Annotated in this window: 13 protein-coding genes and 1 tRNA gene; 8 read left to right on the forward strand and 6 right to left on the reverse strand. The window is 36.9% G+C overall.

What is annotated here, in order from left to right; translation table 11 throughout:
• Window positions 1–70 precede the first annotated feature (70 nt).
• On the forward strand, window positions 71–1,414 hold the full coding sequence (gene hflX / locus HWV01_RS17800; RefSeq protein ID WP_211672808.1) for a GTPase HflX: 1,344 nt from the start codon (window positions 71–73) through the stop codon (window positions 1,412–1,414).
• Between the two features lie 97 nt (window positions 1,415–1,511).
• Here hflX and HWV01_RS17805 read toward each other — a convergent pair whose 3' ends face one another.
• Window positions 1,512–2,000 carry a nuclear transport factor 2 family protein gene (locus HWV01_RS17805; protein WP_211672809.1) on the reverse strand — a complete coding sequence of 163 codons (489 nt, stop codon included), beginning with the start codon at window positions 1,998–2,000 and terminating at the stop codon, window positions 1,512–1,514.
• Window positions 2,001–2,105: 105 nt separating this feature from the next.
• Window positions 2,106–2,651, reverse strand: a complete 546-nt coding sequence (locus HWV01_RS17810; protein WP_211672810.1) for a GNAT family N-acetyltransferase — start codon at window positions 2,649–2,651, stop codon at window positions 2,106–2,108.
• Between the two features lie 215 nt (window positions 2,652–2,866).
• Here HWV01_RS17810 and HWV01_RS17815 point away from each other — a divergent pair.
• Window positions 2,867–2,942, forward strand: a tRNA-Gly gene (locus HWV01_RS17815).
• A 308-nt stretch (window positions 2,943–3,250) separates the two neighbouring features.
• Here the strand turns inward: HWV01_RS17815 and HWV01_RS17820 are convergent.
• Both HWV01_RS17820 and HWV01_RS17825 read right to left on the reverse strand, forming a co-directional pair.
• Window positions 3,251–4,183: a GyrI-like domain-containing protein gene (locus HWV01_RS17820; RefSeq protein ID WP_211672811.1), complete on the reverse strand. Its 933-nt coding sequence runs from the start codon at window positions 4,181–4,183 to the stop codon at window positions 3,251–3,253.
• Window positions 4,184–4,646: 463 nt separating this feature from the next.
• Window positions 4,647–5,399 (reverse strand): SDR family oxidoreductase, encoded by a 753-nt coding sequence (locus HWV01_RS17825; RefSeq protein ID WP_211672812.1) that lies wholly within the window; start codon window positions 5,397–5,399, stop codon window positions 4,647–4,649.
• 399 nt (window positions 5,400–5,798) lie between these two features.
• Between HWV01_RS17825 and HWV01_RS17830 the strand changes: the two genes are divergently transcribed.
• The 3 genes from HWV01_RS17830 (at window position 5,799) to HWV01_RS17840 (ending at window position 7,462) form a co-directional block, all read left to right on the forward strand.
• Window positions 5,799–6,080 (forward strand): tRNA modification GTPase, encoded by a 282-nt coding sequence (locus tag HWV01_RS17830; RefSeq protein ID WP_211672813.1) that lies wholly within the window; start codon window positions 5,799–5,801, stop codon window positions 6,078–6,080.
• Window positions 6,081–6,636: 556 nt separating this feature from the next.
• The gene (locus HWV01_RS17835) at window positions 6,637–6,795 is read left to right on the forward strand and encodes a DUF4223 family protein (RefSeq protein WP_211672814.1); all 159 of its coding nucleotides are present in this window, start codon (window positions 6,637–6,639) and stop codon (window positions 6,793–6,795) included.
• Between the two features lie 271 nt (window positions 6,796–7,066).
• On the forward strand, window positions 7,067–7,462 hold the full coding sequence (locus tag HWV01_RS17840) for a hypothetical protein (protein WP_211672815.1): 396 nt from the start codon (window positions 7,067–7,069) through the stop codon (window positions 7,460–7,462).
• 395 nt (window positions 7,463–7,857) lie between these two features.
• Here HWV01_RS17840 and HWV01_RS17845 read toward each other — a convergent pair whose 3' ends face one another.
• A complete protein-coding gene (locus HWV01_RS17845) occupies window positions 7,858–8,418 on the reverse strand; it encodes a hypothetical protein (RefSeq protein WP_211672816.1) in 561 nt (186 codons plus the stop codon).
• A 565-nt stretch (window positions 8,419–8,983) separates the two neighbouring features.
• On the opposite strand from HWV01_RS17845, the gene HWV01_RS17850 reads away from it, so the two are divergent.
• Window positions 8,984–10,150: a hypothetical protein gene (locus HWV01_RS17850; protein WP_211672817.1), complete on the forward strand. Its 1,167-nt coding sequence runs from the start codon at window positions 8,984–8,986 to the stop codon at window positions 10,148–10,150.
• A 110-nt stretch (window positions 10,151–10,260) separates the two neighbouring features.
• On the opposite strand, the gene HWV01_RS17855 is transcribed toward HWV01_RS17850, so the two are convergent.
• The gene (locus HWV01_RS17855; RefSeq protein ID WP_211672818.1) at window positions 10,261–10,578 is read right to left on the reverse strand and encodes a hypothetical protein; all 318 of its coding nucleotides are present in this window, start codon (window positions 10,576–10,578) and stop codon (window positions 10,261–10,263) included.
• Window positions 10,579–10,875: 297 nt separating this feature from the next.
• Between HWV01_RS17855 and HWV01_RS17860 the strand changes: the two genes are divergently transcribed.
• Window positions 10,876–11,277 (forward strand): hypothetical protein, encoded by a 402-nt coding sequence (locus tag HWV01_RS17860; RefSeq protein ID WP_211672819.1) that lies wholly within the window; start codon window positions 10,876–10,878, stop codon window positions 11,275–11,277.
• 288 nt (window positions 11,278–11,565) lie between these two features.
• Window positions 11,566–11,961, forward strand: coding sequence for a hypothetical protein (locus HWV01_RS17865; protein WP_211672820.1), 396 nt, complete (start codon window positions 11,566–11,568; stop codon window positions 11,959–11,961).
• The last annotated feature ends 332 nt before the right edge of the window (window positions 11,962–12,293 follow it).

Genomic DNA, 12,293 nt, shown 5'->3' on the forward strand with positions numbered 1-12,293 from the left:
TAGCAATAGAAATTCGAAATGCGTAGGATGCACCTCATATTACTTTAAGCAATGAGCTACGAGCACCGACATGTCGATCACAACAACAGAACAATCTGTTACCCGCGCCTTACTAATTTCTATTCGCACGCCTTGTACTACGCAACAGGACGTGGACGAATCATTATCTGAATTAAGCCGTTTAGTTCATACTCTCGGCTTTTCTGTGGTTGGGACTAAAACGCAACGACAAAAATCGACCAAACAACTGTCAGTATTAGGCTCAGGTAAACTAGAAGAATTAGCCTCGTTAACAGGTGAAAGCACATTTTATGAAGATGAAGTGCAGATTGAATTAGACCAAGACGAGTTAAGCCAATTATTAGCAACAACAGATGTTAAATGCCAAGCCAACATTGTGGTATTCGATTGCGAACTAAGCCCGAATCAATTAAGTAATGTTAAAGCGGCACTCGGCGTAGAAGTTTACGATCGTACCCGCGTTATTATCGAAATTTTTAGTAAACACGCACGTACTCGTACTGCGAAGCTGCAAGTAGAGATCGCGCGACTTAATTACTTAACACCGCGATTACGTGATGAAAGCAGTGGCGATCGCGAACGCCAAAAAGGCCGTTCAATCAGTGAAACTGTGTTTGAGATTAATCGTCGCCGTGTTCGCACTAAAATAGCCGAGCTACGACGCGAACTGACCAAGGTACAACGCGAGATGCAAGGTCGAAGCAGTGGTCGTATCGAGCAGTTAACCGTGGCGTTAGTGGGTTATACCAATGCCGGTAAATCATCTTTAATGCGTGCTCTAACAGGCTCTGAAGTATTAGTTGAAGATAAACTGTTTGCTACTTTAGATACCACGATACGTACACTACAGCCGCCGACACAACCGCGTATTTTAATCTCCGACACCGTTGGTTTTATCCAGAAGCTGCCCCATGATTTAGTGGCATCATTTCATTCAACTTTAGAAGAAGCAAAAAATGCAGACTTATTGCTTTACGTGGTTGATGCATCAGACGAAAATTTCATTTCGCAATTAGCCATTGTTGATCATGTATTAGGGCAATTAAATATCGATTTGAGTAACAAAGTATTATTACTCAATAAGGTAGATTGCTTAAGCGAAGAACAGCAATTAGACCTACTGGAGCGCTATCCAGATGCGCTACAAATCAGTGCACATGACAAAGGTGATGTCGCGTTCGTACATCAGGAAATTCAAAACTTATTAGAAAAGAAAATGTGTCCAGCTTGCTTTGATATTCCCTACACAGCCAGTGGTGTGATGGGTGAAATTCACAGTAAAATGCAGGTTCTAGAAGAGGAATACCATGAAAAAGGTATTCGTATCACATTAAAAGCAAGCCCGGTTGCCCTAGAGCGATTACATAAAATGCTGCAACTCACTACTTTTTAATAAGCTGTTAAAAATAAATTAATGTCGCACTCCGGTTCGGACCTCTATGTCCGAGCCGGGTATCCGAGCCCCCCTATCTAGGTGACAAATCTTTTCGCTATTTAATTCTAGACCCTAAGTCACGATCTTCACTACTGCCTTTAACAAGAGTATACAACTCATCAACCTTCGCTAACTTTCCATCTTTAAAATAGTAGAAGGCCAAAAATCTTAATTCTGCGTCTCCTCCTCCTTTTTTTGTTAATGTAATTGTATGGGTTTCTGAGATAACACCACTACTATCAACATTTACGTCCTCAAAATGTATTTTTGCGCCTGATATAGATTCAGATAGCACTTTTGCGTGCGCTAAAAAATCAGCTCTCCCATTTGCTCCGGTGCCAAATACTTGCACAAAATCATCAGAAAGAGTCTCATCTAACTTACTCGGGTTATTTAAAAAGTTATCAAAAGTTTGCTCTAAAAATTGGTTAGCTTGTGGATGACTTAAATCACTAAACGTTACCTCTATTGGTGCAGCCTGGCTAAAAGTGCTAAAGCTAAGTAATGACACAGCGAGTAGTTTTTTCTTTAAGAATTTGTTCATGCTTATTCCTCTTTAAAATGTCTACTCAATATATAAGTTAAGCTGTCACTGTGCTTTTGGGATAACGCCAAGAGATTCAGTTTTTGCGCCAAATAAGGTAATTTTTTATACGTAAGCTTTGACACACTTTGTCATCGTTATTTCTGACACCGATTCACCTTCGATTCGATAATAGTCAGATATTTCACCAATAACTTTAAAAGCACACTTTAAATAGAGACTTTTAGCAGGCATATTTACCGAGAGTACATTAAGATCAAGCCAATCAATACTACGATTTTCACAACAAAAACCGACTACTTTTTCCATCATTTTTTCACCGACACCTTGTTTACGGCATTTTCTGCTCACACCCATACCCAGTAATACTCGATGAAAACAATACTCTTCGCTATGATGCCGTAGATCTATATGGCCACAAATATGCCCAGAGGAATCTTTAGCTAACCAGAGCTTCCTCCAGTTAGGCGATCCTAGATCTGCATCAAAACCATTTTCAAATTTTTCACGCGTTTGCTTTGATACATTATTTTGAGTTCTTGATATCGGCTGAAATAGAGCTTCACCTTCAGCACCATTTTCGGTTAATTGGTCTCCCAAATAATTAAAGAAACGCGCTAAATCTGATACTTTTGCTTCTACTATTCTCATACTCTCACCTTATTGCCATCAGAGGCGCAGAAAACCCTGCATTATGAATGGATCATGCTCTGCCATAGGAACTATCCTAGTGCTAAAGCGGAACAACGCTATCAACACAGAAAACAAAGAAAACAAAGAACACAAAGAACAATTAACGTACAGGTAGAAGCATTTCGATATATTACTTTACATAAATGTATAGATGCCATATTATCAACTCTGATGCGGGCATCGTATAATGGCAATACGTTAGCTTACCCAGTTAAAGACGCTCGGTTCGAATCCAGGCTGCCTGCTCCAAACATTAAAGCTACTCATAGAGTGGCTTTTTTTGTATCTAAAAAATACTCATCAGTAATCAACACCCCTTCAAACCTGTATTTCAAAGACGCCTCCGTAACTCGACAACCTCTTGCTTTCAATAGATTTTGTAGTATGTTGAATCAATGTCGAAGTATAATCCAAAAGAAGTAGTATAAACATAAGTATTAATTTCGTGGCTATAGAAGCTCAATTACTATGTCGTTAGATAGGTAGAGTAAGTAGCTTATTCGACTTCGAGTCCCGCTTTCGCAGAACTCGCTCTTATCACTTAGTGTTTAACGCTGTTACACATTAGATAAATCTTTCAGTTTAACGTGAATTTCCATTTCAAGATAACCATCAACTCTTGCGTCATTCAAATAACGTTCAAGCATCGGGAACTCATCTGGTTCAAACCCACTATCAGGCAGCCAATCAGAATAGATACTCAATATAGCCTTAATTGTCTCTTCTGGATGCCCTTTATAATAGAGTACAGCATACTTACCCTTTGGTATTTCAGATAGGATAAATGGTGAGTTAACCTGAATATCATCACCAATGACGATAGACGAAACATAACGACATTTATCTATAGGTGTCACCGTTGGATTATTAAAAGCAAAGGCAAATCGTTTTTGATCTTCTGGTTTAATACCGTTACCTACCGCCCAATCAATCAGTTTATCCCATGCTGTATATATTGCTTCAGATTCATACCCTCCTTCAGAGGCTAATGTACATACACGCTGGCGCTCAAGTTCTCTTACTTCAATTTTCATATTTATTCCCTTTAAATTAGTATTATTCATCACTTCATTTGTGATGCGATTAGGATACAAATCTGAGGGATTAAAATCTTTTCCATACTTGCTAGATATTTTTCCAATCTTGCTATCTTTGACTTTGTCTGGATTTCTAATTTCTGACGGACTGAAACCAAAATGAAGCCTCACGGCTTTTGAAAAATTGGCGCTCGACGAAAAACCGCTATCTAAAGCAATTTGAGTAATGGATAACTCTGTTTTAAAGATCAACAAATTGGCAGCTTTCTCTAACCTGCGCCTAGCGATGTAATCATTAACGGTTTCACCTACAACACCAGTAAAAATACGATGAAAGTGGAATACCGAAAAATGACTTATTTCAGCCACTTCGGCAAGTGAGATTTTCTTAGACAAATGCGCTTCAATATACTTAATTACTTTATCAATACGAGCTTTGTATACTTTATTCATAATTACCTAGTTCTGATTGTAGATCAGATTAAAAATGATCATGGAAGCCTCTTAGTAAACTACACGTATACTTTCAAATGTCTGACAGTCGATTCAGGTATAGCTGTATTTACAGAGGAAGCTGGAAATAAACAGAACACATTCTTCTATAGTGAAGGTTAAGTTGAATTCTCACCAAAAATAACTGTCACTGGACGGGTGTTGAGGTGAAAATCAACGATGATCTCACGTAACCGTCGTAATGTAAGATCAGTATCAAGTAATGGTTCGCTACGAGAAATCTAGCGAGCCATTACTGCTCTAAGCACGTCGACAATTTTAACCCTAGATCAAAAAAACCTCCGTTGAAGAGGTCTAATTGACTGTACAGCTACAACAAAACCTAATCGAGTTTAAAGTTTAAAAACCTCTACTGATTTGTTTAAAGAGGTTGCAATATTTGATATTAAACCAACGCACTGCATTACAGACCACCAGCTAGATCTAAATAGTTTCCCGTCGAAAATGACGATTTATCTGAAGCTAACCAGTAGATGGCTTCAGCAACTTCTTCAGGTTTACCACCTCTTTTCAGTGGAATAATATTCTTTAACCTTTCGATTCGTTCTGGCTCCCCACCGTCTGCATGCATATCCGTGTGAATTAGCCCTGGACGTACACAATTAACCCGAATGCCTTCAGCTGCAACTTCTAACGATAGACCTTTAGTTAAGGTATCTATCGCTCCTTTTGACGCGGCATAGTCAATATATTCATTTGGAGAACCAGAGCGTGATGCTCCAGAAGATACATTAACAATTACCCCACCTAAGCCACCATGACGAGTAGACATGCGCTTTACAGCTTCCCTGCAGCATAAAAAATAGCTGGTGACATTATTTACGAGTATTGAATTGATTCTATCGGCACTCATATCCTCTAAGCGTGACTGCTTTTTCAAAATACCTGCATTGTTCACTAATATTGATACCGAACCGAACGCTTTGTCCACAGTCGAAAACATTCGTACCACATCCTTCTCAGAAGAAACATCGGCTTGAACAGTCATACATTTCCCACCATCCGCGATTATCGCTTCCGCTAATTGGTTGGCAGATTCTGAATTAGACTTATAGTTGATACATACCGCATAACCTTTACTCGCAAAAAGTTCCGCTGTCGCAGCTCCGATTCCTCGTCCAGCACCTGTAATTATCACCACTTTTTGAGCGTTCATAACCCCCCCCAACCTACTACTTTAGATATGTTTAACTCTATATGTGTAAGCCCACATAGTCAAAAAATAATAGAGGGACAGTCATAAGCAGTGAAATAAACAAATAATACTGTATGGAATCATCGTTTCTGATTAAAAATTCTGGCAGAATCACGGCGTTAAATAGATAGAATTAGTAGCTTATTGGACTTCAAGTCCAGCTAGATCACATTAAGGTTAATAACAATAATACGTGGTATCCCTAAATCGAAATGATATGACCTCGATTATAAGGATAAATAAATATATTTATGTAAAGATTTGTATTAGTTCAGCTACGACAAACACTTACATTTTAAACATTGAATAGGACTTTTAAAAAAATCTATAATAATCCTATATATTATTAAGGAGTTTAAAATGAAAAATTTATTAGTACTGTCTTTTCTTGTTATCAGTTTGTCTGGTTGTTCTGGTATTCGTCAAACTGACGAAACGTTTGATGCCCATGCAGAGAATGTAAATGTATTATTTATGCAGTTCCCTGGTGGTGACACCCAAGAACGAGCAATGGAATTAGCGCCAGAAAATGCTGAAATCGTGACAATCAAGTCAACAGTTTCAGATACCTCATCATTCCTTGGTGTACTAAACCGCATAGTTGGTGTTGATCAAACTAAAATCGCGGGCGTAATAAAATAACAAATCAACCTCTTACATAGAAAGTGAAAGAATTATGCTGTGTAAGATCAAGATTATGGTTCGCTACATAAAATATAGCGAACTAATTCCCACCAATAATTATCCCAAGCGCTTTCATAACAACTCAATCACCCAAACCTGCTCACCCTAGTCAATCATTCGCAATGACAGGTACACGCCTGATTTCATTGACGTTTAATTTAATAGCAAGGAAAAAGTACTATTTTCTGAAAAAGTGTGACAGAACTAAAAAATAAACAAATAACACTGTATCACTTATTTATCAGTGACTTCACCGTTATGCGTACCACAAATATAAAACCGAAACGCAGCACTTGGTATATAGTTCGGATCGCTACGTGAGTACTAGTGAACTAACGTCCCCAAAAACATCATTTCAAGTCAGTTAAACTACCAACATTAAAACACTGACAGCTACTTACCTTTTATTTACCTCGCGACTACCTTTAATTAACTTTTGGTTCACTTTTAGTTTACTAACTATTAAGGTATATTTGTGCTGAGTTTTACTTTTATTATATAAAAAGGATTTATTATGAAAAATGTTTTAAAACTAGCTGGCATCGCCCTTACTTTCATGGCTCTTTCTGGTTGTACTGGTACTACCTATAACAAAGAAAAAGATTGTTCAGCTGATTACCTTCTTGTTCCAGCACTTTCTATCCCGACAATGATTGGCGCTTGTGAATCTTAATACTGTTGAGACTATAAAATCATAACGTATATTATGTAATATGTTAGTTCGCTATGTGAATCCGAGCGAACTAACTCCCACCAGTCATTATTCTTAGCAACTCGCTAACGGCCATCCAATATCCCTATTAAGATATAATGTCATGATGAGTTTATTTATTTATTTATTTATTTATTTATTTGCTATGGAATTATATTTCTAAATAAAAACAATATGATTAACTTCGTTGGAACAAACCTTAATCGAAATTATTTAACCAGGAGTGATAATCATGAGTAACTTACTTAACCAAGCAAAAACTATCTACACTGTCGCAAAAGACACTGCAAAAACATCTGTCACTGCTGGTTTTGGTGTTTATGGCACTATCCTTGATCAAGCATCAAAATCATCAGATAAAGCAACGCAACTTTTTGAATCTCTTGTTGAACGCGGTGCACAAGTAGAGCCTAAACTAAAAGAGCAAACGTCTGCAATCTTTGCTAAAAAAATCACGTTAGGATCTGTTGAATCTAAAGCGCAAAGTATTACTAGCCGTTTGACTGGTGTTCAAGGTTCAAAATTGAGTGAAGTAGAAGTCAAAATTGACCAACTTACTACGCTGGTTAGCGAGCTAAAAACGACACCTGTAAAAGTAATTAAAGCACCAGCAACTGCTGAAGCATAATGATACTTTAACTGTCGTGGTTAATTGAAATGAGCCTCCTGATTGGAGGCTTTTTTGATCTCAATATTAACCACAACCGAAAGTTTTAATTTAAATACTTTCTCTTATATGTTGATGATTTAGATAAGAGTACTAACGAAGGTATAATAAAAATAAATCCTAAAGAAAAAATTATGTGAGCTAATTCTAATACTTCATAGACCGAAAATAAGGTAATGATTAATAACGATATGATATGCAATTTATGTAGAAATGAATTCTGCTTTGAAAATTTTGCGTAAGATCGAATGATCACAATAACTCCATGAGATGAAAAATAAAATAAGTAAGATAAGATACCACCGACATTAAAATCGATTCAGAGAAAGTCACACATTTAATAAAACTTTAATATTTTATTGGGCAACAGCGGCCTCATACTTATTGTCTATTTTTTGTTGCAGCTTTATAAGTTCTTTAATTAATTTACTATATTCTTTCTTTTCCCGTGTCGATAGTTCAATTTCACCATGTTGGTAAGCACGCTCCCCTCGATTCATAAATTCGAAACGTTTCGTATTCAGATGTAAAAACTTCTTAACCATTGGGTCATCTATAAGAGGCTTACGGATATTGTTAATTTGTCTATTCTCGTACTTAGTTTCGTTATCGGGAATAAACAGTATTTCCTTCAGGTTTGAAAACATATCACGGGCATTAAGATCAATGTATTTACCATCAGGATCCAACCAAATCGCATGAAACTCAGCCTCTATAAATACACCAACTTTCTCCCAAATAACCCAGCCGGTAACCAATGTTCCACCAAATTCATCAATTTTATCTTGGACTAATTGAAAGCACTCATTTTCACGCTCTTGATATTGAGGTTTACAAGGTACTAAAATTGGTTGCGTTCCGCTGATTTCGGAACAAAATGCCTTAACATATGATTCGGATATATCCGCAGCTTTCATCACTCTTCCTTGTGCCTCACTTTGTATAACAGGACATCCCGACTCCCCAAACCTGTTCACCCTAGTCAATAGCAACTAACTAAATACAAGATACCAATCTGACATTAAAGCTAATTCTGAAAAAGTGTGCAGTCCTGTTATTTATGTTTAAAATCCTGTTAATTAATCACAAGACTCCATATCGAATTGATAATATTGGTTTTTTAGTCCTCTACAAGAGAAATAGCAATATCCCTTTGCGAACTATGACCCAGTGCACAAATAACCAAAAAGTAATAGAGAATTAATGAGGAACGGAGAATAAATTGAATTCACTAGCATATACTTCATCGCAAAATTCATGCGTAAATAAAAGTATATATCCTTAAAAACCAAACGATTCTAGTTTCTCACCTGATAAATGCTTACAAAAAAATTATCGACATCACAAAATAGATCAACTAATTTGTTCAACGCTAGCTCCTTGTTATTGTTCGTTTTTAAGCGACAGATCTAGCTTTTAGCTCCATTTATTAACCCGAATTGCGGTTATCTACTTTGTAATAATATTTTAAGGTAAGTTCAAATGAAAAAAGCTAGCTACGCTGATGTGACCGAAACTTATATTCACCCCGATCATTACGCCCCAATTACAGCAGCATCAGAGAAATGCCGTTTTACTGTCACATTCCGTGAGACAGGAGAGCATTCTATAAAATGCATTGGTGAAGGAGCGCCGATGAAGGGACATGATATCCTTGCAAAAACAATTAAAGAAGGGGCGATTTCAAATGCAGAAGCTTATAAAGGTAGTGGTAAAGCTGCCGTACGAGAAGCTCTAATAAAAAAACTAAAAAATGCTAATTTGTTAGGGTATGCAGCGCGGTGGGATGACACTGATGGTATAACAGGTATTTTTACCTCTTTAACTGGTGCAGAACGAGCAGCTCAGCTTGCGAAAAAAAAACCCGTACTGTATAAGGTCGCCTCTATTGATCTCAACAATTTAGATCCTGATGATCTAAAGAAAAAACTGTTCCGCAATGGTAAGAGCATTGCCTTTACTGGTGATTACGATATTCATGATATGCTCACACACTGCGGCGGTCGCCCTCGGACAGTATTGCAAGGAGACCGTAGTATTCATTGCTTATCAGAAGAAAAGAAGATTATACAAGCGATAAATAATAAGATTCTTAGCCTTGATATACCACGAATAAAAGTATCTTCAGACAATGATCCAGAGGGATATAAAAAATATCCAAGCGCTACACGATTAAAAGTATTTTCAGACAATGATCCAGAGGGATATAAAAAATATACAAGCGCTATAAAGAGGAAAGGAGTCTCTAGAACGAAAATGCCACGTGATCATTTTTTTAATGATTACCTTCCCATTCGTCATGGTGCACAGGTTAATTATATGGATCATATGATCGCTAACGAACGAAATGTAATTGGAGAGGAGTGTTTGTTCACTCAACCAGTTGCTGAACCATCTTTCCCTCTTGCAGCAGTTACCTGCGGAAACTGGTACATCATTGAAAATATTGATCAGCTAAATACCTTCTATACCTTTATTGGTGCTGTAGTAAAAGAGACTTGGCGTGAAGATGGCAGCCGAGAGTTCACAGAAAAAATGGATTCAGAAGGAAAAACCAAGGTTCAAGTTATACGACGTTCAGCTAATCTTAGGGTGGACTTAAGAGGAAATGCATATGGTATAACACGACGTGTAACACCAAGTACTTAATCTACGTATTCTGGTGCTACAGTGAATACTGGGTCATGTATCAATTGTAGATACGATAAAGTATTCACATTTTGCACCAGAGCATTTAGGTTTAACTCACTAGCGTATACTTATACTTCACCAGCACTATTTAATATGGGATTAATCAGTTTCGCCTCATCGCGAATGTCATGCGTAAATAATAGTATATTTCCTTCAAAACCAAATGATTCTAGTTTCTCACTCTGATAACGAGTGATATTAATGCCACCGATAGGGTTACCAATCATTGGAAGTATAATTTTATTGTAAATATCAGCGATAGTTCTCTTAGAATCAACATCTAATTCCTTATCTGAGTCACAGCCTATTTGAGCGAGCTTAACCTTATCCAAAGGCTCATTATATTCTATCTTTTTATATGTAAACGTTAACCGATATGAAGCCATTTTACGTTCCTTATATATTACGGTTCAAATAAAATATGCGGATTAACACTTTAAATTTCAAGTCCTTGATATAAAAATCACAGACATTTCACCAATGACTTTGAAACCACATTTCAAATATAAGTTCTTAGCAGGATCGCTGTATTCGAAACCTGATATTTGAGGACCCATTAAACCGTTAGGATTCTTTGATAGGAATTTTTATTTGCTATGGAATTATATTTCTAAATAAAAACAATATGATTAACTTCGTTGAAACAAACCTTAATCTATATTATTTAACCAGGAGTGATAATCATGAGTAACTTACTTAACCAAGCACAAACTATCTACACTGTCGCAAAAGATACAGCAAAAAAATCTGTCACTGCTGGTTTTGGTGTTTACGGCACTATCCTTGATCAAGCATCAAAATCGTCAGATAAAGCAACACAACTTTTTGAATCTCTTGTTGAGCGCGGCGCGCAAGTTGAGCCGAAGCTAAAAGAGCAAACGTCTGCAATTTTTTCTAAAAAAATCACGTTAGGATCTGTTGAATCTAAAGTGCAAAGTATCACTAGCCGTTTTACGGGTGTTCAAGGTTCAACACTAAGTGAATTGGAAAGCAAAATTGACCAACTGACTGTGATTATTAGCGAACTAAACACCGCACCAAAAAAAGTGACTAAAGCTAAAGTAACTGCTGAAGCTGAAGCATAATAATACGTTAACTGTCGTGGTTAATTGAAATGAGCCTCCTAATTGGAGGCTTTTTTGATCTTGGGAATCACCTTGGTGATTAAATTACTGAGACCGGTGAAAATAATATCTGTGTAGCCAACTATCAAAGAAGAAACGACGAACATAAGCGCCGCGCCGCGAATCCAATCCCCGTTATCATTAGGCGTTTATTTGTTTGCGATGGAATTATATTTCTAAATAAAAACAATATGATTAACTCTGTTGGAACAAACCTTAATCTATATTATTTAACCAGGAGTGATTATCATGAGTAACTTACTTGACCAAGCAAAAACTATCTTAACTATCGCAAAAGACACTGCAAAAACGTCGATCACTGCTGGTTTTGGTGTTTATGGCACTATCCTTGATGAAGCATCAAAATCATCAGATAAAGCAACGCAAATTTTTGAATCTCTTGTTGAACGCGGAGCGCCAGTTGAGTCGAAGCTGAAAGAACAAACGTCTGCAATATTTACTAAAAAAACCACCTCAGAGCCAGTTGAAACTAAATTACAAAGTATCACTAGCCGTTTTACGGGTGCTCAAGATTCAAAATTAAGTGAATTAGAAAGTAAAATTGATCAACTGACAGTGCTGATTAACGAACTAAACACGGCACCAAAAAAAGTGACTAAAGCTAAAGTAACTGCTGAAGCATAATAATATTATTACTGTCGTTGTTAATTGAAATGAGCCTCCTGATTGGAGGCTAAATTTAATGAACCACTACACTAAACCCACCACACATTATTCCAAGCTCGTAGCGAACGGTCTAACCTTATTGCACCATCCCCTTAGTCGGCCCCATAACGCTGTAGATGTATAAATTAAATTAATACATTTAGTTTGTACTATGATTAAGTATATCAAACACTTGAAATAGGCATGGAGGTCTTATGAGAATTTGGTTACGCCAACTAAGCTCGCTAATTCTAATTGCTAGCGCTGGCATCGTTTATTGGTATACAGTCCTGTTATGGTTCACTATGTGA

The sequence above is a fragment of the Moritella sp. 5 genome (genome assembly GCF_018219455.1).
In the GTDB taxonomy this organism is placed as follows: Bacteria; Pseudomonadota; Gammaproteobacteria; order Enterobacterales; family Moritellaceae; genus Moritella.